We start from the raw sequence: 21,808 nt of genomic DNA, 5'->3' as shown, positions 1-21,808 counted from the left end.
GTAGGTTTTTCCTGTAGCCTAATATAGGCTATATATTTGTTAGTGTTCTATCTGACGGCGAAAAGGCGGTAATGCATTAAGCATAGCGGTGCCGTAAGACTTATTAACCAAGCGGCGGTCAAAGATGATTATACGGCCTTGATCCTGCTCTTGTCTAAGAAGTCTACCACAAGCTTGCACTAGCTTCTTGGCTGTTGCAGGTATAGCCAGCTGAGTAAAAGCATTGCCGCCTTTTTTGGTTATAGCTTCGGCTAACGCCTCTTCTAAGGGGGAAGTGGGTACAGCAAAAGGCAGTTTGGTTATAACAAGGTTAGTTAATAAATTACCGGGCAAGTCTAAGCCCTCAGAAAAGCTTTGGGTGCCAAATAAAATACTGGTTTTTTTATTATTACAGTTCATGCTATGTAACTGTAATAAGGCTTGGCGCGATGCTTCACCTTGAACTAACAGTGAAAAGCCTTTATCTCGCAGGGCGGTTGCCACTTGCTGCATTTGCCAATAAGAGGCAAACAGCACTAAGCTAGCTTGTTGCTTAGGTAAATAATGTGGTAGTTGCTGAATTAACTCCGTAGTAAATTCAGAGACCGTAGGCTCTGTTTTCATTTTAGGAATAATAATAGTGCCTTTTTCCGCATAAGCGAAAGGTGAGGCAACCTGGACAATTTGTACGCCCTCAAAGTCGTGCAGGCCCAAATCATACTTAATATAATTGAATGAATTTAAAGCCGTTAAGGTAGCAGAACAAACAATAACAGCAAAAGCTTCATCAAATAGCATCTTGGCTAATTTACTACCTACTGCTAGCGGGCAAGCATGTGCTATTAACTTATCATTAGGCTCGGCAAGCTCTACCCATCTAGCTTGAGTTACTGCTTTGTTCTGGTTTTGCTCTACAGCATAAAGTTGCCAAAGGGCGTTTTGCTGTTCAAGTTGTAGGGCTAGGTAGTTGAGATCTTGCAGTAACAGCAAGCGCTGCTTAACACTGATTTTGTTTGAACTAATATGCTCTTGTACTAACTGCAGCACTTTATCTAGTTGAGACTTAGTTTTACTGCTTACTAGCGCTATTTCTTCAGCTTGTTGCTGCATTAATTTTGGCAAAGCTGCATCAGCAAAACGAAACTGGGTTTTCTGTTCAAACCAACGGGCTTTAAAAGGAACTGACGCATTCTCAATGGCTTTAAGTAAAGACTTTAACTCATTACAACTGTCTTCTAAGCGTAGTAAACTTCTTGTTTCTGTTTCAGGTAAAAGCGCAAATAATTGTTGAATAGTTTTAGCGGCTTTTTCTAGCCAGATTGAATTTTGGTTTAAGGGCGCGCTGGCAGCAAAAAAGTCTCGAGCGGTCTCAGCTAAATGATGGCCCTCATCAATAATATAAATGCAATCTGCTGGCGGCGGTAAAATGCTATTGCCATTAGCTAAATCAGCTAGTAGCAAGGCATGGTTTACCACTAAAACCTGTGCTGTTTCAGCTTCAGCTCTGGCTAAATGAAAAGGGCAATTAATGTGAACCAGGCTAGTATTACTGCAATGCATAGCGTCAGCATTAATGGCTTGCCAATGCGGCTCTGGCACCGACATAGCTAAACTGTCTTTATCGCCTAGCCAGTGCCTTTGTTGCCACTGTTGTAGTAGTTCAGACCAATCTGGCGCCGTATTGGCGCTTTGGGTTGAGCTGAATAATTCAGGGTGTTTTATTTGTTGCTTTATACGCTCAATACAAGCATAGCGCTGCCGACCTTTTACCAGTGAATAATCAAAATTTAATTTACTATTCTGCAAGAAAAAGGGCAAGTCTTTGCTAATTAACTGCTCTTGTAAGGCAACGGTTGCAGTGGCTATAACAACTGTTTTTTTTTGCTGTAACGCATAAGGGATCGCTGCCAATAAGTAAGCTAAAGATTTCCCCGTTCCTGTACCAGCTTCTATTAAGCCTATCCGCTGTTGCCTGTGATACTGACCGGCAATAATGTTGGCCATTTCAGCTATTAATTTATTCTGACTAGGCCGAGGTTGGTAATTAGGCATACCTATTTTGATGTTTTGGTGGATTAGCCTAATTTGGCTTTTTAATTGCTCTGTTAGCATGACTTATGTGTTTATATACAGGTAGAGTATGGCCTACTTTAACCAGTTAGCAACCAAATGGACAATGGAAAAACAACAAAAATTTTATTTTTGCAGCTATTTTTTGTAGTTTTAGTGTTTAAACGGTAAAACCAAAGATAAATATCTATATAGATATAATTTATGTGATATAAAATAAAACCATTGGAATATTGACTATTTAAAATAGGCTGTTATCGTAAGCTGTTGTAATAAATGGTTTTATATTTAGCTTGTGACTTTGTTGTAGTGTAAATACATGTATATTTATGCTTACTAATTAAGCAAAATAATCAGCTGACAACGTAAATTCTTAATTGTTCCATAAAAGCAGTTGACCCTACTGAAATATTACGTTTATTATCTATATGCGATACATCGGAGATATTCCGAGGTAAACGGAGTGCCAAGCGCCGCAAAGTTTGGTAACTGTTTAAAATAGAGCCACTACACATAATGATGGTGGTCCAGGGAGAAACACATGTATATGAATAATAAATTAAGCAAAGCTGTGCGCTTAGCTATAATTTTCGGTGCCGCATCTGCTACCGCATTTGCAACATCGGTTAATGCTGCTGAAGAAGAAGCAGCTAAGAAAGTTGAGCGAATTGAAGTAACAGGTTCACGCTTAAGTCGTGCTGATATGGAAGGCTCATTACCGGTTGTAGTTTTTGACCGTGCTACTATTGAAGCAAGTGGTGATATTTCTGTTTCAGATTTCCTTCGTGAAACTAACTTCAACTCATTTGGTTCTTACCAATCATCCTCAGGCTCTTCATGGGGTGGTTTCTCAGGTATTAGTTTACGTGGTTTAGGTGAAAGCCGTACCTTAATCTTAGTTGATGGTCGTCGTGCGCCAACTTCACCAATGGTAGGTGCTGCACAAGACTTAAACTCTATTCCACTTGCAGCTGTTGAGCGTGTAGAAGTTCTATCAGCGGGCGCTTCTGCAATCTATGGTTCAGACGCTTTAGGTGGTGTTGTTAACATTATCACTCGTAAAGACTTTGATGGTGTGCAATTAACCTATGGTTTAGGTAAACCAACTAATGATGGCGGCGATACCGAAGAAGGCAGCATCTTAATAGGTGCCTCTAGTGCTAAGAGCCGTGTTTTAGCAGGTGCTTCATTTAACTCTAGAGATATTATCTATACTCGCGACCGCGATTATTGGTATGCTGCTCCTGGTGGTTCTGTTTATTCAAATAACTTCAGTACAAGTACAAGTACTGCAGTATCTTCACGTTTAGCGCATCCAACTTACGGTACAGCAGTACCTGGACTGTGTACTAATGGTGATGATAGTGATTTGTTCTATATGAATACAGCTAATGGTACCTGTCAGTTTAACCACTCAGCTACATCAGCTAACTTAACCAGCAGCAAAAACTTCTCTGTGTTTGGTAATGCTTCGTACGATATTAATGATGACTGGTCAATGTTCTTTAATTCAAGCGTAGCTAAATCAGAAACAAGAGGCCGTTATGCGCCGGTGCCTTCAAGCCCGTTCCCAGGTGGTGCTATCGCTATTCCAAAAGGTACACCTAACCACCCAGCAACGTCACCTACAGATGGCGGTTTAAACCCAGAATGGAACGACCCGTACTACCAAACTTTAGCTGATACGGATCTGTTTTTATTCCACCGTTTTGCTGCTTTAGGTAACCGTGACTCGTTCTCTGAAACAACTACCCACAGCTTCTCTGGTGGTATTGAAGGTACTTTAGGTATTGTTGATGTAGACGCTGGCGTTCGTTATATTCAGTCTCGTGCAACAGATATGGGTTATAACTATGTAGTAGGTGGTTTAGCTCAAATTCCTATTACCCAAGGTAAATATAATATTTATGACCCGTTCTCTGGTGATCCAAAAGGCTTAGGCTTTACGACTACTATATTACGTGACATGAAAACAAGTATCAAAGAGTTTTACTTAAACGGCTCTGTAGATATGTTTGAAATGTCAGGTGGTACAGCTGCATTATCTATGGGTGTGGAATATCGTGAAGAATTCTACCAAGATAACTATGATCCACTAAGTGAGTCTGGCCAAGTAGTTGGTTCTGCAGGTAACTCGTCTGCAGGTAGCCGTGATATTACTGCACTTTATGGTGAAGTATTATTCCCATTACTTGATAAGCTTGAGCTAAGTGTTGCAGGTCGTTACGACAAATATAGCGACTACGGTAGTGATTTCTCGCCAATGGCTAGCTTACGCTTCCAACCAATTGATAGCTTAACTTTACGTGCTACTTACGGTGAAGGTTTCCGTGCACCAACGTTAAACGCTTTAAACAGTAAGCCATCGTTTAGTGCTGCATTTACTAATGACCGTCAAACCTGTGAAATGGCAATGGGTGTACCAGCATGTTCTGTCCAAGTTACTTCTTGGGGAATTTCTAACCCTAATTTAGAGTCAGAAAAATCTAAGCAGTATGGTTTAGGTTTAGCTTGGGCTGCTACAGACTGGCTTAACATGACGGCTGACTATTACAGCATCAAAATTACTAACCAAATTAGTACTATTGGTGTAGATACTGTAATTGGTTGTTACCGTGGTTCTGTTGAAAACTGTCCTCCAGGCATTTCATTATTCCCAGTAGGTACTTCTGCTGGCGGCGCTCAGTCTAACCTAGGTTTAGGTGTAGAGCTTGACCCAGCAACTGGCGGTATTGTGTTTGTTCAAACTGGTAGTGGTAACCTTGGCTTTACTAAAACTAGCGGTGTGGACTTAGCTCTTAATACTAACTTTGATTTAGAAGAGTACGGTCAGTTACGTAGTACTTTAAATGCTTCATATGTTACAAATTATAGCGGTACTAACGGTGTAAATATTGCTGGTCGTGAAGGTTTACCAAAACTTCGTGGTTCACTTAACACTACATGGTCTATTAGTGACTTCTCTGTTGTTTGGAATATGAGCTACATTCATACTACAGAGTCGATTGTCTATAGAGACTGGTTAACAGACCCAGCTGGTCAAACCTTTGAAGAGTATAGTGAAGGCTTGCAAGGTAAGAAGTTAACTTCATACTTAACGCATAACTTACAAGTTAACTATAACACTGGTTGGGATGCGACTATTACCGTTGGTGTTAAAAACTTAACGGATAGAGATCCAACATACGACCGTTTATATCAAAACTATGGTTCAGACACTGTAAATACAGAGTTATATGATCCGTGGGGTCGTGTACCATACGTTCGTTATACTCAACGTTTCTAAGAAAGAGTTTAACGCAACTAGCTAATTTGTTTTAGCAATGATAAAAGCCAGCCTTTACATTTAAGGCTGGCTTTTTACTTTTAATAACATAGTGTAAATTTGTATGTTATTTATTAGGAACTTGGATGTGGAATTAACTATTGAAAATCGGCGTCAAGCTTGGAATAGCTATTGGCTATCAGGATTAGTCCATTCTTGCCTTGGTAAATTTGTAGAAAGTCCCGATAGCGCTATTAATCAATTTTGGCATGCACAGTTTGCTAAGTTAACTGCAGGTAAGCGTGTACTGGATTTAGCAACCGGCAATGGCGCTTTACCAAAATTACTGTTAAATGAAATTAAGAATATACAAATTGATGCGGTAGATTTAGCGCAGATCGCACCGCCTTGGTTGTCAGCAGAAAATCAACATAATGTACGCTTTCATAGTGGTGTTAATATGGAAATGCTACCTTTTTCGGCTGAAGAATTTGATTTGGTTATCAGTCAATTTGGTCTGGAATATGCGAACTGGCCTCAAGCGCTAGATGATGCGGCACGGGTGTGTAAACATAGCGGTAGTTTTGCCTTTGTAATGCATCATGCTGATTCATTAATATTGCAATTAGCTAAAGTGGAATTACAGCATCAGCAGTCCTTACTGGCAAGCGATGGCTTATTGGAGATGGCTAAGGCTTTACTGCCTAAATTGGCAACTATACAAGCAGGTGCAGCACCAGACGCCACAGCCGAGCAAGCACGAAAAAATTATAATGATGCATTACATAAAGTAGCTAAAAGCATCGAACAAAGCGATGTGCCAGATTTACTTATTGAATCACGAGAGCACATCCACACGATTTTAAGTGGACGCCTGGGGGCTGAGTTAGCCCAGCGTATTTCGCTATTAAAAAGCTATACGCAAGCAATTAGGTTTGCTGAACTGCGCACTACTGAATTATTGGCCTGTGCCCTGGATCAGGAAAAAGTTAATACTTTGCTTGCTGCTTTGCGAGTATCTAAGCCAAATGCGGTTATGGATTGCCAAGTATTAGCAGAAAATGAAGGCATACTTGCGTGGGGAATAAGTATTTACTAAAGCTATTCTAGCTTAGTAAATTATTAATTTGGAGCACTTAGCTATGACGATTAAAACTAGCTTAATCTTTACAATCAGTGCTGTTGTTTTGTTTTTATTCACTAGTTACACTTTGGCTGATGCTTTATCTGCACAACCTGAAGCCGAAACAGCGGTTAAGCAAGATTTTAGTCAAGGAACTTTACTGCTGGTAGTGGAAGGAAATGAGCTGCAACTGGCTTTTCAATCAGCTGCCCAGAATGTTATTGGTTTTGAGCACAAAGCCACTACGGCTGAGCAGGCTGCTGAAATTTTAGCTGCCATAGCTGTGTTTAATCGTGCAACATGGTTTGAGTTTAATGCTGATGCCAATTGTGATTTAATCTCTGCAGAAGCCAGTACAGATTTACACGATGCTAAATTTTACCGAGGCTCTGCTGATTTTTACGCTAATTACCAATTATTATGCCAGCAACCCGCTCGCTTAAAGCAGATCCAGCTGCAGCTATTTAACTTACTGCCAACCTTGCAGCAACTGAAGGTGCAATGGCGTATTAATGGCCAGCAAGGTACAGCTGAAGCAAGTTTAAATAATGCTACTATTCGTTTTTAATTTCTAATCGGTTTAGTACTAATGTCTTGAACGAACTAAGTTCAAGTATTTGCGTATTTTTGTTATAAGTTAAGTTTGAGTGGGCAAGTAATTTGTACGCTAAGGCCATTGTTTTTATTGAACAGTTGGATATGGCCTTGCAATATTTGTGTCACTAAGTTGAATACTAAGGTTAAGCCTAAACCTTTAGAGCCGCCACTACGGTTAGAAGTAAAAAAAGGTTCAAAAGCATGGCTTAACTGGTGTTGGCTCATGCCTTTGCCATTATCAACTAGTGTTAGTTGCCAATTTTGCTCTATTAATTCAATATTAATCTGTAAAGTTCGCTCTGTAGTGTCACTAAATGCATGTACACAAACATTATCAATAAGCTGACGTATTATAGTGGCTAATGCAGATGAGTAAGTTTCTAATTGTAAATCAGCAGGAATATTAAGTGTAATACTTAACTGACAAGCTGCAATTTCATCCGCTAAACTGCTAAGTACTTGAGGGATAAACTGGGCTAACCTAAGTTTAGTCACTGAAGAGGCCGAGGGCTCTAAAGCTGTTTGTTTGATACTATCGACTAAATCTACTGTGCGCTGTAAGTTATTGGTTACTAAATTAATGCTGTTTATTATTACTTGACCTTTTTGAGCAAATAATGCTTTAGTCAGTTGTCCAGATAAAAATAAGGCTTCTAATTCAGCAAGTGTAGCTTGGCCATGACTGTTTGCCGTAACAGCTATGCCTAAAGGGGTGCTTATTTCATGGGAAATACCCGCAACCATCCGACCAAGACTAGCCATTTTTTCTACTTCAATCATTTTTTGTTGGGTATTTTTTAAAGTTGCCAATGATTGAGTTAATTCTTTCGTTCTTTGTAATATTTTAAGTTCTAATTGGCTATTTAATTGCTGTAATTGCTGTTGATAATCAAAGCGCTCGGCGGCATTAATTGCGCGGCTAAAAATATCTGCAAAGACAGTAATATATGTAATTTCTTGTTCTGTCCAATGCCTTGGTTGGCGGTGCTCCATACTTATAACCCCTACTACTTTGCCATGATGCCTGACAGGAACTTCTACAGTAGAGATTATGGCTAGCGGCTGATAGTAATTAAGGTATAGCTCTGATTTAGATAAATTAGCTTGGTCCTTAATAATAATGGGTTTTTTAGCGCTAGTTAAATGTTTAAAGTATTTGGGGAAATGCTTGCTTAGCAAGCTTAAATTAGAAGGGCTATCAATTATTTCTTGATCTATTAGGCTTAAGCAATCTAATTGTTGTTGGTTTTCGTCTAGCAGCCAAATACTTAGCCGATCAACTTCTAGTTGCTGCCGCAAGGTAGTAATAATTAGCAGGCTGGCATCTAGCAAATTACCTTGGTCTATTTTAGGATCTAGGCTAATTTCTAACAATAATTGCTGTAATGGCATATTCATTAGTGCCTTTATCCTTATCTTACATAGCGTAAGCTGTGGCAAAAACAAAGTGTTATAATATATAACAGAATTATTACATTGCTGCCAATGCTATCAGGATAAATAGTTTACAGCTTAATTTACCGTTGTAATGGCTTCACAGAGCTGTGGTTTAATTAGTTTTAATGTTTGCTTATGCGGGCGGTGTAGCCCTAACTGCTCTGCTAATAATGCTCGCAGCGATAAGTAGTTAGGTTTTAACGTAGTGCTTACTGTACGCATATCTAAATAATAAGGTGCTCTTTTGCCATTAAAATTAATGCTATCGCCTATTTTTTGAAAATTGATCCCAATACGACTTAGAATTCTGGCTAAAGCAGGCTCAATCATAACATAAGCATGATACTTACCTTTTTCGACACTTATTAGCGTAGCAATTAAATATAAGGCAACGGCTACACTAGAGTGACATTCAGACTCAAACTTATTTAATAACTGGTTAAGAGGTGTCGCGGTTGGATCTTTTACAATGATACGGCGACGAATATTTGCTGGAACAGCTAAGCGTGAAATTTCACAAATCTGGCTGGGAGCAAAGTGTTTTGGTGATAATTGCGTCGTAGTACTATTACAATAGTATTCTATAGGCAACTTATCTTCGCCATTATTCGCGGTTATTAAACGTACAGTGCCGGCTAAAACATTGGTTGACGTATGATTAATAAAACAGTGGATAGCCCTAGAGTCAAACTCATCGTGCTCTAAACCGCTTGCCCTAATGGGTTCAAAGTTAAGCTCTTCGCAATATACTTGATGGCGCAAACGGTAAATAGCAGTTTGCTGCCCAGAGTTCGCCGCTAAACGTGCTGTAAAAAAATAAGGGAACAGCTGTAAAGCAGGGTTTAAGGCTTCTTTTTTTGTCTGTAGTTCGACATTGTTAAGCTTAGGTTGTATCAGCCTAGATTGTAGAGTTGGCATTGAGGTCATATTAGTGGCCTTTCTTGTTATGGTATTAATTCAATCAGAAATAACTGAATTGTTATTAGTTAAATTAAGCCTGAAAATACCATTCCATGTATATAAAAAAGCCGACATAACCGTCGTTAAAGCATAGGCAGCAAATACTATGCTACTGTCTTGGCTGTGCGTCAAATTGTAATTCACTTTAATTTACTTAATTATTATTATTATTTAATTAAGTGTTTGATTTTCATCATTTAAATAAACTATTGTTCTTAAGTGCAACTTAAGTTAATGGCGGGTTAATGCTGTGCATTAGCTAAGGTTGCTATTATGTTGCTTTATCAGGCAAGAAATAGTGGCCGCCATAGAGTTGTGTTAAGTTCCACGGATAATGAGGTTGAGCTAATAAGTCATGCTATATAAATTATCTGTTGTATTTAAGCTGAGTATTTTAACTAGGAAGCTTGGCTGGCTTCAAATTCCTTATCAATAGCGGTAGGTGAGTTTTCGGCTGCTAATCTTGCAAGCACATCACAACGCTCATTTTCCGGATGGCCACTGTGACCTTTTACCCAATGCCAGTTTATTGTATGTTGTTGACAGGCTTTATCTAAACGCTGCCACAAGTCTTGATTTTTTACTGGCTTTTTTTGACTAGTTAACCATTTATTGCGTTTCCAGCCGGCAAGCCATTGGGTAATGCCTAAGCGGACATATTGGCTATCAGTTGTTAGCTCTATATTGCAAGGCGACTTAAGGCTTTCTAAGGCGCTAATAGCCGCGAGTAGCTCCATACGGTTATTCGTTGTTAGACGAAAGCCACTACTTAGCTCTTTGCGGTGTTGTTTATAAATTAAAACCGCGGCATAACCACCGGCTCCGGGGTTGCCAAGACAGGACCCATCGGTGAAGATGGTAACAGTTTTACGCATAAAGCTTTCCTCTGACATAAACGGCGTATAATCTACCTTAATTACGGCACAAAACGAAATGAACATGATAAAAAGACAAATTATTCTTGATACAGAAACAACAGGCATTAATCCTAAAGATGGTCATCGGATTGTAGAAATTGGCTGTGTTGAACTTATTAACCGCCGTTATACTGGTAACAATTATCATGTCTATATTAACCCAGAGCGGATTATTGAAGCTGAAGTGGTCGCAATTCATGGTTTAACCAATGAACGCTTAAAAGATGAGCCTAAGTTTCGTGATATTGCTCAAGGCTTTTACGACTATATTCAAGGTGCTGAGTTAGTCATTCATAACGCGCCTTTTGACGTTGGTTTTATTAATCATGAATTCTCATTATTACGCCAACCCATTGCCCCCTTAGAGCAATACTGCACTGTACTTGACACCTTAGCTTTGGCCCGTGAGTTACATCCAGGGCAAAAAAACAATCTAGATGCATTATGTCGTCGCTACGACATTAATAACAGTCACCGTACCTTACACGGCGCCTTATTAGATGCTGAAATCCTAGCGGATGTTTATTTAATGATGACAGGCGGCCAAGTTAGCTTAAACTTGGCTAATGAACAAGATAATAAACATCAGCATGAAGGGGAGTTGCAAATAGAGCGCAGTGGTCGCTTAGCTGTTATTAAAGCGACAGCGCAAGAGTTGGCTGAGCATGAAGCGCGTTTAGATTTAGTGCAAAAAAAAGGGGGGGCTTGTTTATGGCGCGATTAATTATTCTGGGGCTTTTAAGCTTATTGTCATTTGTTACAGCGGCAGAGCCAGAGATTAAATTAGATGCTGATAGCTTTATTTTGTTACAAGACTTACCGACTAAAAATCAAATTCCGCTGTTTGAGAATCGTTTTCGTATTGATGAAGGGGTAGAGGAGATTACGTTATTGTTCTTCCGCCGCCCTGGTAGTGCTTCAGTGGTTTTAGTTAAGCCTGATGGCAGCAAATTACATTTTAATACCGCTAAAAACCATGGTATCTCTTGGCATGATGCACAAAATTACGATTTAATTAAAATAAAGCAGCCTACCCCAGGGCCTTGGCAAGCTGTAGGTAGCTTATTGCCTGAAAGTCGGGTGATGGTACTAACTGAAATAGAGCTAGTGGTAGACCCTTTACCGCAACAGCTGATGGTGGGTGAGACAGTTAAAGTGACGGCACGGCTTCTTAATGGTGGTGAGCCAATTGAAGCCAAAGAGTTTAGGGATGTTTTAAACTTAGAAGTTATTTTTATTAGTACTAACAAGCCAGAGCTAGATAACTTTGGTCAGGGCGTAGTGCAAGTGGCGCAATTTCGGGATGATGGAAAAGGCTATGATGAGCGGGCGCGGGATGGTGTTTTTACCGGTGAGTTTCAGTTACGCTTTGCAGCTGGTGAATGGACGCCAAAATATATCGTTAGAACCCCTTTATATACGCGAGAAATAGAGCAAGCTGCAGTCATGTTAGCTCCAGCCCCTATACTGGCAGACATTAAAATGTCGCCCGCTATTAATGAAGCTATAAGCGAAGAGATAGCTAAGCCACACCAGATCACTTTTACTATTACCGATCCGGCAATTAAGGCGCAAAGTATCTTGTTGCAGGGTCGTATTCGTTATCCTAATGGTGAAATAGCAGACTTTTCATTAAATGAAGTAGGGGGTACTTTACGGCAACTTAAACTAAATAATCGTGGCCATGGTAGTTATATTGTAGAAGTTATGGCCTTTGGTACCCGTATAGATGGCCGTGAGTTTGTGTTAAATTTACCTGAAATCAACTTTATGGTCCCGTTAGCTGAAGTTGCAGTTAGCATTGACCCATTAGCCGCAGAAAAACAACAGTTAAATCAAGCAGCAAAAGATGAAGGTTCTTTTCCGTGGTTATTAGTTATTATAAGTAATGCAGTTATTTTATTGGTGGGTGTGGCAGCCATTTGGTTTGTGTTGAGTGATAAAAAATTGTCAGATTTATTGTTTTGGCAAAAAAAATCAGCTCATAAGCAGGCAAAAGCACAAGGCGCTACAGGAGCCAAAAACAAGACCGCAGACCCCGCACTAAAAAGCGCTGCTCAAAAAACAGACGATATAGATGATATTCTTGATCTAACGCTACCGGATGACTAAGGATTAGACAAAAGCGACGAAAAAGGAGTTGACGACCATGACCCTAAACCGTATCATTCTCGCCGCATAGCAGGATACCCTTTTGAAGTCTTGTTGTGTAATTGGTGCGGAGTGGTAGTTCAGTTGGTTAGAATACCGGCCTGTCACGCCGGGGGTCGCGGGTTCGAGTCCCGTCCACTCCGCCAATTTAATGTAAAGTGTTACAGTGGAGCGGTAGTTCAGTTGGTTAGAATACCGGCCTGTCACGCCGGGGGTCGCGGGTTCGAGTCCCGTCCGCTCCGCCACTGCTTTACATACCTTGTTTGATCGCGGAGTGGTAGTTCAGTCGGTTAGAATACCGGCCTGTCACGCCGGGGGTCGCGGGTTCGAGTCCCGTCCACTCCGCCAATCAACAAGTTGTTATAGTTATACTCCTGTGCGGAGTGGTAGTTCAGTTGGTTAGAATACCGGCCTGTCACGCCGGGGGTCGCGGGTTCGAGTCCCGTCCACTCCGCCATTATAGTCTTCAGCAATACAGCAGCCATCTAGTTACTTATCTTTAAAAATTTAATTGCTCAAATAAGGCAAATATAAGTATATCTGCCAAGAAAAGAGATCAGTGCTTTTTATGGCCTGAGAATAGCTCTAATTGCTGCTGAGTGCGAGCAGTGCCAGTTAGTAACTCTTTAGCAGCGTTATCTATAGCTGCCATTTGCTTATAAGCTTCGGTTGTAACTGACTCTATTGCACTTAAATGTTGATGAGTCTGCTGATAATGTTGCTCTAATGAAACAACGGTTTGAGTAATACTGTAGATGCCCGTTTTTGCTTGCTGTAACTCTTGGTTTAGTAAAGAGAATTCATTACTGGTGTTGCCAACTTGTTGCTGGGCAGTTTGAGCTTGCTGGTTTAAACTAACCGACTCTTTTTGGGTGTCAGAAACTAAACGTTCCATATCATTTAAAAAGCCAGAAATCTGCCGTGTAGCGTCATTTACTTTTGCTGCTAAGGTGCGTACTTCATCAGCAACAACAGCAAAGCCGCGACCAGCATCACCAGCACGGGCCGCTTCAATGGCAGCATTAAGAGCTAGTAAATTTGTTTGATCAGAAAATCCTTCGACCATGTCTAAAATGTGTCTTACGTTCTCAGCATTCTTTTGTAAGCCCGTGATGGTGCTACTAAAGGTTTCTAGCAATTTAACTATACGGCTAAGTTGACCAGATAACTGCAACATTTGTTGGCTGGCGGCAGTGGCTTTTTCGACAGTGGTGGTTGAGACTAGACCTACTTGATCGCTGTGTTGGACAATATTGCTTAAATACTCTAATACTTGATCGCTTTGATCGCGAATATGATGGCTACGTTGTTCGGTATCAGCTAAGTGGCTACGGGTATGGTTAACTGCGGCAGAGACTTGCTCATTAACATTGTGCGTGTCTTTGGCTTGGCTGTGAATGTCGGCCAGTAAGGCAGATAACTGGCCAATAAACTGATTATATTCTTCGGATAAAGAGCGAAACTCATCAAAAGTAAAAGCAGGTAAACGTTGTTGTAAATCAGAATCTTTACTATTTGTATCATGAAGCACTTTTACTAATACTTGCACTGGCCGTACTATTAAATAGTGCATATAAGCGAACGTAAATATAAAAGCACTAATCCCTAAAACTAAAAGCAACCACCAATAGTTTGTATAGTTATTATGGCTATTGTTTATAGCCGAGTAGCTTAGCCACATAGCAGCAAAGAAAAATAAGGCTAAAAAAACTAAGTTACCAATAATCTTGCGGGTAAGGCTGGCAAAAAAAGTACGTTCTATAAATAAATATAAGCTTTTAAAGGTTGCCATAAACAGCTTACCCCCAGTTAAACTATGTTGATAAATTTAGCATATCATAGCTTAGCTGGGACGGCGATAACTAGTATTTATAAGATTTAACAGGTAGAAACCTAAGCTTTAATGGGCAATTGTCTACTAATAAACCAACCTGCAATCATAGCTGCTACAAAGGTTAAGGTACCAGAACTACCAGAACTTATCGCCACTAGTGCAGGCCCAGGACAATACCCGACTAAGCCCCAACCAGCACCAAATAATATGGCGCCTATCACTAAGGGTTTATCTATTGCTCTTTTTTGAGGTAGATAAAACTTATCGGCCATTATGGGCTTCTTTTTTGCTACAAATAACCAGTAACCAATACTATAAGTTAATAAAGCGCTAACCATAACCAGTAATAAGCTTGGATCCCAATTCTTGTTTAAGGTTAAAAAGGCTAACACTTTACTTGGCTCTATCATTTGTGAATAACTCATCCCGATAGACATCACTAAACCAGCAATAAAAGCAATTAATAAAGGCATCTTAGCTCCAGTCATATTTAATTATTAATGTAATAAAGTGGCGACAATGATGCCAACTAACATAAATAAGATAGTGGAAAGAATAGAACGAGGTGATAAACGGCTCATACCACAAATACCATGGCCAGAAGTGCAGCCACTGCCCCAGCCCGTCCCTAGTCCTACTAATAAACCGGCTATTATCACTGGCCAACCTAACTCGACAGTAGTAAAGGCAAAATCAGGTTTTATTAGACCAAAAGCTAAGGGGCCAACAATTAAACCAACCACAAAAGCTAATCGCCAACCACGTTGCTGAGCAGAGAACAGCAAGTTGCTGGCTATACCTGAGATCCCAGCAATACGCCCAGAGAATATAAATAACATTAATGCGCCTAGACCAATTAGACTACCGCCAATAAGCGCAGATATAGGAGTAAAGTTTTCCATGATTTGTCCTAAAAGCATTAAGAGACAGTAGGAAGTTTGGCATCTAACCAACCTTGCATGCCTGGGCTGACTGAAAAAATATTAGTAAAGCCCATTTGCTGTAGTGATACAGTGGCCAGGGCTGAACGACCGCCAGAGCGACAAATTAAGTAAATAGGTGCTTTGGCTAATTGCTCTAATGCTAAGGCTGGCTCGCAACCGCTAGCGGCGACCTTAGGATGATTATGAATATTCATTTCAAGGACTCCACGAGGGTAGTTAACGGCGCCTGCTATATGCTGTTGAGCAAACTCTGCAGGTTCTCTCACATCAATAAGCGTCGCTTCAGGATCATTCTTTAAGATTGTAGCTAATTGCTCTATATTTATTTCTTGGATCTGTGCTTTTGCATCTGCTACAAGTTGCTGTGCTGTTTTCATTGCTTGCTCCTGAATCACAAAGTTAAAGTACGGATTGGTTAATAACGACTGCAGCCATCAGCAATAAAAATACTGCAAAGCCGCGTTGTAGCATCTTTTTAGGTACATGATGAGCGATAGCGCCACCAATAATGCTACCGATAATGCCAAAGACAATAATTAGCGAGATTGATTGCCAATCAAATATAGCGCCTTTAGTTATAAGTACTGAGTAATATTTAATAAAGCCTACACTGGATTGCAAGGTAATTATAACTAGGCTAGTAGCAATACTGCGTAGCATAGCTAAGCCACCGAAAATAACTAAAGCGGGTACTATCAAAAAACCACCGCCAACGCCGACAAAGCCAGTAATAACACCAACAGCTAAGCCAACAATAATTAAAATAGCGGGCTTAATGCTAAGTTGATTATGTTCTGGCTGAACTTTTTTTCGCCACATTAAAATGGCAGAGCTAAACATCAGAATAGCAAAGATTAATAATTGCCAACGGCCATCTACTAAGGTACCAAACCATGCGCCAAAATAAGTGCCAACCATACTAGGTAGGGCAAAAAGTATGACATGTTGCCAGCTTACTAATCGTTTAAGGCTGCTACGAGTTGCTGCAAATAAGCTGATAGCGCCGACAATAAATAAAGACGAAGCAATAGCTAATTCTGCTGGCATATTTAATAAATACAGTAAAATAGGGACGGTAAGTATTGAGCCGCCTGAGCCGAACAGACCTAAACTTAAACCGATAACTACGGCAGCTAAAAACACTATCATTAAGTCATTGCCCCATATATCAATAAGTAATATGCTTATAACATTATTGAATTCTAATGTAGTTTTAGTTATGCTGCAATCGAATTTTAGCATTTACTAATTTACGAGGTATCTATGCCGACAGTTAAGCCAGAAAGCTCAAAATATTTGCTTATAAAAATGTTTTTTGATGCTGATAGCTCTACTTGTAGTTATGTAGTGGCAGATAACCAAACTAAGCGTGCTGCTATTATTGATCCTGTATTAAACTATGATGCTGAGGCTGGCGCCGTTAGTACGCAAGGGGCTGATGAGATCTTGGCATATATCCAGCAACAGCAACTAAGCCTTGATTGGATTTTAGAGACCCATGCGCATGCTGATCATTTATCCGCTGCTGACTATCTAAAAGTTAAAACCGGCGCACCTATAGGTATTGGCGAAGGAATTAAAAAAGTTCAACAGACATTTAAACTGGTATTTAATCTTGATGATACAGAGTTGCTAGCAAAGGGTGATTATTTTGATAAATTATTTCAAGATAATGAACAATTTTTTATTGGTAATATACAGGCTCAGGTTATTAATACCCCTGGCCACACTAACGACAGTATTAGTTACTTAATAGGCGATAACTTATTTGTTGGCGATTCATTATTTATGCCTGACGGCGGGACTGCAAGGTGCGACTTCCCAGGAGGGGATGCCCATGTGTTATATCAATCTATCCAGCGTATATATCAATTGCCTGAAGACACTGTGATTTATATTTGTCATGACTATCAGCCTGGTGGACGACCATTACGCTATAAAACCACTGTAGCAGAGCAAAAGCAGCAAAATATTCATGTTAAAGCTGCAACCACCGAGCAAGACTTTGTGCAAAAGCGCCAAGCGCGGGATAAAACATTAGCAGTGCCTCGACTAATTTACCCTGCGGTACAAGTGAATATTCGCGGCGGCCAATTACCAAAAGCTGCAACTAATGGCGTCAGCTACATTAAAATACCATTGAAGTTATCTTAAGTAACTTAACTTACTTTCTTAGTTTAAAATAAATTGTATTGCACTAGTTCTAATGATATTTATTAGCCTAGTGCATTTTTATTTGGCTTAAGCAGAGCTTGGGTTATTTCATGTTAAAAAAAGGCCGGTAAGCGGGTTGGAACGCTGGCCGGCCATTAACAACCTCAAGCGATCTCAAGCGATATAACATGCTGTTATTGCTAAGGTGACACTATACTACTTACTAGGTTACTAAAAGCCAGCGGCAATTTGTAACCGTTTATGTGGATTGTAATTTAGCCCATGATACTTTAGGTACTACATATGTTTGAATGGATCTATAGCCCAGAAGCTTGGGTGGCTTTAGCAACATTAATGGCACTAGAGATTGTATTAGGGATAGATAATATTATTTTTATCTCTATTTTAGTGGCTAAGCTACCAACAGAAAAACGTGATTCAGCTCGCCGAATTGGTATTGGTTTAGCTATGCTTTCCCGATTAGGCTTACTATTTAGTTTAGCTTGGGTAATAGGTTTAGTTGAACCGCTGTTTACGACTTTTGGCTATGAGATTTCAGGACGAGATTTAGTGCTTATTATTGGCGGCTTTTTCTTATTAGCCAAGTCTACCCATGAAATTCATGACAGTTTAGAAGGTAGTAGCAGTAGTGTCACTAGAGCCGCTGCCAGCTATGTGGCTATTCTGATTCAAATAACTTTATTAGATATAGTCTTTTCGCTTGATTCAGTGATAACGGCTGTGGGTTTAGTGAACCACTTATCTATTATGGTAATTGCTGTGATGGCCTCTGTATTGGTAATGTTGTTTGCTGCTAAATCTATAGGTGAGTTTGTTGATAATCATCCCACCATTAAAATACTTGCCTTGTCTTTTTTAATGTTAATTGGTTTTACCTTGATCGCAGAAGGCTTAGATGTCCATGTGCCTAAAGGTTATATTTACTTTGCTATGGCGTTTTCAGTTTGTGTAGAGCTAATAAACTTAAAAGTAAGGCAGAAAAAATCAACGCCAGTGAAATTACATAAAAAAATCGATAGCCAATAGGTGCAGGTTTGCTTTTACAAGTTATGCTGCTTTGGTTAACATCTGCTAATGGATAAATCTCGCAGTCAGCAGCCACACTTTTGGCAGGTATCGGAAGATAACCAAAGTTATACCGAGCTTTGTAACGCTCTATATGAGCGGGAGTTATTACGTCTGTCGGAATTACCTGCCGAGCAACTTGTTAATTTAGCTGGCCGTTTGGCAAGCATAACATTTTACATTCGCCGTGCGGCCAGTAATATTTTACAGCAACAAGTTCAGTTACAGTTAGATAGTCAAAATGCCTCTTGGTATAACCCTCAAGCTAAGCATTGCCCAGCCCGCAAGCAAAAAGCGGATCAGATCGATGCTTTTTATCAAAAATATGCTAAACCTGGTCTTATAGTACCGATTTATATTATGCAATCAAATCAAGAGTATATAGTGCTAGATAGTATTGATGAAGTGGATGCAGCTGGTTTAAAAGTGCATTGTAATCATCATGGCTGGTTTGCTATGTCAGGGATGCCTTTACAAGCTGACAATAGTGTAAAGTATTTGTTGAAACCGGCAAAAGCCATTATGATTGCTGCCTGTTGTGGCCATCAATGGCTAAAACAAGAAAAAACAACACCACGTTTATTGAATTTACGAGAGTTACTCTTAACCTGTCGTTTAAATTGGCGCAATTTTGCTAAGCCAATACTAGAAAAGGTGTAGTTATGACCTCTGTAAGTGTGCTCAACCTTTATTTCTCGCTTTGCAATAAAGATACTAAGCAGCATAATAAAGCCATAATTCACTTTTATCAGCAACGAGTTAATGCATTATGATGCGATTATTTACGGTGTTGCTGCTGTTAATATTGGGGTTGGCACAATATAGACTCTGGTTTGGGCAGCACAGTATTACTGATTACTGGAATAAACAAGATGAGTTACGCAGCCAAGCATTAAGTAATCAAGAGTTGGAAAAACGCAATCGGTTGTTAAAAGCCGATGTTACCGACTTACAACAAGGCTTTGATGCAATTGAAGAGCGCGCCCGTAATGAGTTGGGATTAATTAAACAAGATGAAGTTTTTTTTCGTTTGTTTAGTCAGTCAGATAACACGGAAAAAATGCATGACAAATGAGCTAAAACCTGCAACTCCAGCTATTGCAGTGATAGTACCTGCAGCTGGTGTAGGCAAGCGAATGCAGGCAGATAAACCAAAACAATATTTAGTGTTACACAATAAAACCATTTTAGAGCATAGTTTAGCGCGTTTGCAGCAAGTGACTGCACTGAATAAAGTATGGCTAGCCTTAGCTGAGGATGACCCCTACATTGAGCAAGTAAACTTAGATCAATCACAGGTTATAAAAGTGAAAGGCGGTGCAGAGCGCATGCATTCAGTTATTAATGCGTTACAGAAAATTGAACCTTATAAATATCCCTGGGTTTTAGTGCATGATGCTGCCCGTCCCTTAGTTCGCAAAGCTGATATAGAGCTACTAATAGAGCGCTGCTTAGCCTATGGTGATGGCGGTGTTTTAGCGTGTCGAGTACGGGATACCATGAAACGAGGCGAGCTAACTGTTGCCCATACTGTTGATCGTGAGCATCTGTGGCATGCATTAACACCGCAACTCTTCCCTACCGCCTTATTAAAAGCTGCACTAGAAGATGCTATTGAAGCGGGGGTGCATATTACCGATGAAGCTTCAGCAATGGAGTGGGCTGGTCATCCCGTTTTATTGGTGGAAGGGCATAACGATAACATTAAAATTACCCAGCCTGCTGATTTAGCCTTAGCGGCTTTTTATTTGGAGCAAAATAGTTAATGAATATTCGTATTGGCCATGGTTTTGATGTTCATGCTTTTGGTGGTGAAGGCCCTATTACATTAGCAGGCACTAGCATTGAGTATCCCCAAGGACTATTAGCGCATTCTGATGGAGATGTAGTGTTACATGCTTTATCGGATGCTTTATTAGGTGCTATGGCGCTGGGCGATATAGGTCATCACTTTCCTGATACCGATATGGCCTTTAAAAATATTGATAGTCGCATTTTATTACGTAAAGTTTATGCCGAAGTGCAAAAGGCAGGATATAAAGTAGCTAACCTTGATATCACTATAATGGCGCAAGCACCGAAAATAGCGCCGTATATCCAAAGCATGCGCCAACTAATAGCGACCGACTTGCACTGTGAATTAAGCCAAGTGAATGTTAAAGCGACCACAACAGAAAAATTGGGTTTTGTTGGCCGTAAAGAGGGGATAGCGACTGAGGCCGTCGTGTTGTTGGTTAGCGCATGAGTGAGTTAACCTCTTTAGCGTATTTATACCGCCAGCCAACAGCAACGGCTTTATTACGCCAGCAACCAGAAGATTTTATTGTTGATGAACAGCTTAATTTTACGCCCTCAGGTGCGGGTGAGCATATTTTATTGCAGATTGAGAAAATAGGCCAAAACACGCAATATGTAGCAAAGCAACTAGCCGAATTAACTAAGCTCAAAGCACGAGATATTAGCTATGCTGGGCTTAAAGACCGGCATGCGATTACCCGGCAATGGTTTTGCTTTAAATGGCCTATTAAACAAGAACTACCATGGCAAGAGTGGCAACTAGAAGGTTGTCGCATTTTGAATATGGTGCGGCATTATCGTAAGCTGCGTTTAGGGGCGTTGAAAGCGAACACCTTTCAAATTAGATTAAGGCAAGTTTCTGATATTCAGTCTGTTATTAATAGATTACAGCAGGTTAAGCAAGGCGTGCCTAACTATTATGGGGAACAGCGTTTTGGCATTAATGGTGGTAATTTACGTTTAGCTGAACAGTTATTTGCCGGCCAAAGTATTAGTGATCGTAAGTTACGCGGCTTAGCCTTATCTGCTGCTCGTTCGTTCTTATTTAATCAGCAGCTTTCGGCGCGTATTGAGCAAGGCTGGTTTAATAAAATTATAGCAGGTGATGTACTGCAACTAAGTGGTACAGCATCAGTATTTAAAGCCCCGCTAGTAGATGATGCATTAACGCAACGGTTAGCCAAGCAAGATTTAAGTATTACCGCGGTATTACCAGGGATGGGGGAGTCTATGGCCACAGCAGCTAGTTTAGCTTTTGAACAGGCAGTGCTTGGTCAGTATCCCAGTCTTATTAATGGTTTAATAGATTACCGTTTAAAACAAGAACGGCGCAGTATGCGAATTATACCGCAACACCTGCAGTTAACGGCAGAGCAGCAAGATATAACCCTAAGCTTTAGTTTACCCGCAGGTTGCTTTGCTACCAGCGTGTTAAGAGAGTTAGTGCATTATCAAGATTGTGGTCGGCATACAGCAGTAGTGGAGTAGTAATTG

21 protein-coding genes and 4 tRNA genes are annotated in these 21,808 nt (G+C 40.2%); 16 read left to right on the top strand and 9 right to left on the bottom strand.

Features of this window, described 5'->3' with window-relative positions; translation table 11 throughout:
• Positions 1-39 precede the first annotated feature (39 nt).
• On the bottom strand, positions 40-2,091 hold the full coding sequence (gene dinG, locus RDV63_RS13755) for an ATP-dependent DNA helicase DinG (RefSeq protein ID WP_313910068.1): 2,052 nt from the start codon (positions 2,089-2,091) through the stop codon (positions 40-42).
• 499 nt (positions 2,092-2,590) lie between these two features.
• Between dinG and RDV63_RS13750 the strand changes: the two genes are divergently transcribed.
• The 3 genes from RDV63_RS13750 (at position 2,591) to RDV63_RS13740 (ending at position 7,005) form a co-directional block, all read left to right on the top strand.
• The gene (locus tag RDV63_RS13750; RefSeq protein WP_313910067.1) at positions 2,591-5,335 is read left to right on the top strand and encodes a TonB-dependent receptor; all 2,745 of its coding nucleotides are present in this window, start codon (positions 2,591-2,593) and stop codon (positions 5,333-5,335) included.
• A gap of 127 nt (positions 5,336-5,462) precedes the next feature.
• Positions 5,463-6,413, top strand: a complete 951-nt coding sequence (locus RDV63_RS13745) for a class I SAM-dependent methyltransferase (RefSeq protein WP_313910066.1) — start codon at positions 5,463-5,465, stop codon at positions 6,411-6,413.
• 43 nt (positions 6,414-6,456) lie between these two features.
• Positions 6,457-7,005, top strand: a complete 549-nt coding sequence (locus RDV63_RS13740) for a DUF2796 domain-containing protein (RefSeq protein WP_313910065.1) — start codon at positions 6,457-6,459, stop codon at positions 7,003-7,005.
• A gap of 62 nt (positions 7,006-7,067) precedes the next feature.
• Here RDV63_RS13740 and RDV63_RS13735 read toward each other — a convergent pair whose 3' ends face one another.
• The 3 genes from RDV63_RS13735 to rnhA all read right to left on the bottom strand — a co-directional run bounded on the left by RDV63_RS13735 (position 7,068) and on the right by rnhA (position 10,306).
• Positions 7,068-8,432, bottom strand: a complete 1,365-nt coding sequence (locus RDV63_RS13735) for a GAF domain-containing sensor histidine kinase (protein ID WP_313910064.1) — start codon at positions 8,430-8,432, stop codon at positions 7,068-7,070.
• 114 nt (positions 8,433-8,546) lie between these two features.
• A complete protein-coding gene (locus RDV63_RS13730; RefSeq protein ID WP_313910063.1) occupies positions 8,547-9,398 on the bottom strand; it encodes a PEP-CTERM/exosortase system-associated acyltransferase in 852 nt (283 codons plus the stop codon).
• 431 nt (positions 9,399-9,829) lie between these two features.
• A complete protein-coding gene (gene rnhA / locus RDV63_RS13725; protein ID WP_313910062.1) occupies positions 9,830-10,306 on the bottom strand; it encodes a ribonuclease HI in 477 nt (158 codons plus the stop codon).
• A gap of 64 nt (positions 10,307-10,370) precedes the next feature.
• On the opposite strand from rnhA, the gene dnaQ reads away from it, so the two are divergent.
• From dnaQ to RDV63_RS13695, 6 genes are all read left to right on the top strand, one after another.
• Positions 10,371-11,072 carry a DNA polymerase III subunit epsilon gene (dnaQ, locus tag RDV63_RS13720; RefSeq protein WP_313910061.1) on the top strand — a complete coding sequence of 234 codons (702 nt, stop codon included), beginning with the start codon at positions 10,371-10,373 and terminating at the stop codon, positions 11,070-11,072.
• Entirely contained in the window at positions 11,060-12,460 is a 1,401-nt protein-coding gene (locus RDV63_RS13715; protein ID WP_313910060.1) for a TIGR03503 family protein, read from the top strand. The genes dnaQ and RDV63_RS13715 overlap by 13 nt, the downstream gene beginning before the upstream one ends.
• 108 nt (positions 12,461-12,568) lie before the next feature.
• Positions 12,569-12,645, top strand: a tRNA-Asp gene (locus RDV63_RS13710).
• A 22-nt stretch (positions 12,646-12,667) separates the two neighbouring features.
• Positions 12,668-12,744 (top strand) — tRNA-Asp (locus tag RDV63_RS13705).
• Between the two features lie 26 nt (positions 12,745-12,770).
• Positions 12,771-12,847: transfer RNA gene (locus RDV63_RS13700), tRNA-Asp, on the top strand.
• Positions 12,848-12,879: 32 nt separating this feature from the next.
• Positions 12,880-12,956: transfer RNA gene (locus tag RDV63_RS13695), tRNA-Asp, on the top strand.
• Between the two features lie 99 nt (positions 12,957-13,055).
• On the opposite strand, the gene RDV63_RS13690 is transcribed toward RDV63_RS13695, so the two are convergent.
• The 5 genes from RDV63_RS13690 to RDV63_RS13670 form a co-directional block, all read right to left on the bottom strand.
• A complete protein-coding gene (locus tag RDV63_RS13690; protein ID WP_313910059.1) occupies positions 13,056-14,291 on the bottom strand; it encodes a methyl-accepting chemotaxis protein in 1,236 nt (411 codons plus the stop codon).
• Between the two features lie 101 nt (positions 14,292-14,392).
• Positions 14,393-14,806 (bottom strand): DUF6691 family protein, encoded by a 414-nt coding sequence (locus RDV63_RS13685; protein ID WP_313910058.1) that lies wholly within the window; start codon positions 14,804-14,806, stop codon positions 14,393-14,395.
• 24 nt (positions 14,807-14,830) lie between these two features.
• The gene (locus tag RDV63_RS13680; RefSeq protein ID WP_313910057.1) at positions 14,831-15,235 is read right to left on the bottom strand and encodes a YeeE/YedE family protein; all 405 of its coding nucleotides are present in this window, start codon (positions 15,233-15,235) and stop codon (positions 14,831-14,833) included.
• Between the two features lie 17 nt (positions 15,236-15,252).
• Positions 15,253-15,654, bottom strand: a complete 402-nt coding sequence (locus tag RDV63_RS13675; RefSeq protein ID WP_313910056.1) for a rhodanese-like domain-containing protein — start codon at positions 15,652-15,654, stop codon at positions 15,253-15,255.
• A gap of 22 nt (positions 15,655-15,676) precedes the next feature.
• Positions 15,677-16,426, bottom strand: coding sequence for a sulfite exporter TauE/SafE family protein (locus RDV63_RS13670; protein ID WP_313910055.1), 750 nt, complete (start codon positions 16,424-16,426; stop codon positions 15,677-15,679).
• 114 nt (positions 16,427-16,540) lie between these two features.
• On the opposite strand from RDV63_RS13670, the gene RDV63_RS13665 reads away from it, so the two are divergent.
• From RDV63_RS13665 to truD, 7 genes are all read left to right on the top strand, one after another.
• Complete coding sequence (locus RDV63_RS13665) at positions 16,541-17,431, top strand: MBL fold metallo-hydrolase (protein ID WP_313910054.1); 891 nt, start codon at positions 16,541-16,543, stop codon at positions 17,429-17,431.
• 303 nt (positions 17,432-17,734) lie between these two features.
• Positions 17,735-18,478, top strand: a complete 744-nt coding sequence (locus RDV63_RS13660; RefSeq protein WP_313910053.1) for a TerC family protein — start codon at positions 17,735-17,737, stop codon at positions 18,476-18,478.
• Positions 18,479-18,526: 48 nt separating this feature from the next.
• Positions 18,527-19,177 (top strand): hypothetical protein, encoded by a 651-nt coding sequence (locus RDV63_RS13655; protein WP_313910052.1) that lies wholly within the window; start codon positions 18,527-18,529, stop codon positions 19,175-19,177.
• 109 nt (positions 19,178-19,286) lie between these two features.
• Positions 19,287-19,592, top strand: coding sequence for a cell division protein FtsB (gene ftsB / locus RDV63_RS13650; RefSeq protein WP_313910051.1), 306 nt, complete (start codon positions 19,287-19,289; stop codon positions 19,590-19,592).
• Positions 19,582-20,283: a 2-C-methyl-D-erythritol 4-phosphate cytidylyltransferase gene (gene ispD / locus RDV63_RS13645; RefSeq protein WP_313910050.1), complete on the top strand. Its 702-nt coding sequence runs from the start codon at positions 19,582-19,584 to the stop codon at positions 20,281-20,283. The genes ftsB and ispD overlap by 11 nt, the downstream gene beginning before the upstream one ends.
• Positions 20,283-20,762 carry a 2-C-methyl-D-erythritol 2,4-cyclodiphosphate synthase gene (gene ispF, locus RDV63_RS13640; protein ID WP_409934841.1) on the top strand — a complete coding sequence of 160 codons (480 nt, stop codon included), beginning with the start codon at positions 20,283-20,285 and terminating at the stop codon, positions 20,760-20,762. The genes ispD and ispF overlap by 1 nt, the downstream gene beginning before the upstream one ends.
• Entirely contained in the window at positions 20,759-21,802 is a 1,044-nt protein-coding gene (gene truD / locus RDV63_RS13635; protein WP_313910049.1) for a tRNA pseudouridine(13) synthase TruD, read from the top strand. The genes ispF and truD overlap by 4 nt, the downstream gene beginning before the upstream one ends.
• The last annotated feature ends 6 nt before the right edge of the window (positions 21,803-21,808 follow it).

The organism is Rheinheimera sp. MMS21-TC3, assembly GCF_032229285.1.
Lineage (GTDB): Bacteria > Pseudomonadota > Gammaproteobacteria > Enterobacterales > Alteromonadaceae > Alishewanella.
This window is presented reverse-complemented; position numbering and strand designations above follow the sequence as displayed.

Excerpts from the sequence above, each read along its gene's own strand:
- truD (WP_313910049.1), top strand. The coding sequence starts at position 20,759 with ATGAGTGAGTTAACCTCTTTAGCGTATTTATACCGCCAGCCAACAGCA.
- RDV63_RS13735 (WP_313910064.1), bottom strand. The coding sequence starts at position 8,432 with ATGAATATGCCATTACAGCAATTATTGTTAGAAATTAGCCTAGATCCT.
- dinG (WP_313910068.1), bottom strand. The coding sequence starts at position 2,091 with ATGCTAACAGAGCAATTAAAAAGCCAAATTAGGCTAATCCACCAAAAC.
- RDV63_RS13715 (WP_313910060.1), top strand. The coding sequence starts at position 11,060 with ATGGCGCGATTAATTATTCTGGGGCTTTTAAGCTTATTGTCATTTGTT.
- rnhA (WP_313910062.1), bottom strand. The coding sequence starts at position 10,306 with ATGCGTAAAACTGTTACCATCTTCACCGATGGGTCCTGTCTTGGCAAC.
- RDV63_RS13750 (WP_313910067.1), top strand. The coding sequence starts at position 2,591 with ATGTATATGAATAATAAATTAAGCAAAGCTGTGCGCTTAGCTATAATT.
- RDV63_RS13740 (WP_313910065.1), top strand. The coding sequence starts at position 6,457 with ATGACGATTAAAACTAGCTTAATCTTTACAATCAGTGCTGTTGTTTTG.
- RDV63_RS13685 (WP_313910058.1), bottom strand. The coding sequence starts at position 14,806 with ATGCCTTTATTAATTGCTTTTATTGCTGGTTTAGTGATGTCTATCGGG.
- RDV63_RS13675 (WP_313910056.1), bottom strand. The coding sequence starts at position 15,654 with ATGAAAACAGCACAGCAACTTGTAGCAGATGCAAAAGCACAGATCCAA.
- dnaQ (WP_313910061.1), top strand. The coding sequence starts at position 10,371 with ATGATAAAAAGACAAATTATTCTTGATACAGAAACAACAGGCATTAAT.
- RDV63_RS13665 (WP_313910054.1), top strand. The coding sequence starts at position 16,541 with ATGCCGACAGTTAAGCCAGAAAGCTCAAAATATTTGCTTATAAAAATG.
- RDV63_RS13690 (WP_313910059.1), bottom strand. The coding sequence starts at position 14,291 with ATGGCAACCTTTAAAAGCTTATATTTATTTATAGAACGTACTTTTTTT.
- RDV63_RS13730 (WP_313910063.1), bottom strand. The coding sequence starts at position 9,398 with ATGACCTCAATGCCAACTCTACAATCTAGGCTGATACAACCTAAGCTT.
- ftsB (WP_313910051.1), top strand. The coding sequence starts at position 19,287 with ATGATGCGATTATTTACGGTGTTGCTGCTGTTAATATTGGGGTTGGCA.
- RDV63_RS13680 (WP_313910057.1), bottom strand. The coding sequence starts at position 15,235 with ATGGAAAACTTTACTCCTATATCTGCGCTTATTGGCGGTAGTCTAATT.
- RDV63_RS13655 (WP_313910052.1), top strand. The coding sequence starts at position 18,527 with ATGGATAAATCTCGCAGTCAGCAGCCACACTTTTGGCAGGTATCGGAA.
- RDV63_RS13660 (WP_313910053.1), top strand. The coding sequence starts at position 17,735 with ATGTTTGAATGGATCTATAGCCCAGAAGCTTGGGTGGCTTTAGCAACA.
- ispD (WP_313910050.1), top strand. The coding sequence starts at position 19,582 with ATGACAAATGAGCTAAAACCTGCAACTCCAGCTATTGCAGTGATAGTA.
- ispF (WP_409934841.1), top strand. The coding sequence starts at position 20,283 with ATGAATATTCGTATTGGCCATGGTTTTGATGTTCATGCTTTTGGTGGT.
- RDV63_RS13670 (WP_313910055.1), bottom strand. The coding sequence starts at position 16,426 with ATGATAGTGTTTTTAGCTGCCGTAGTTATCGGTTTAAGTTTAGGTCTG.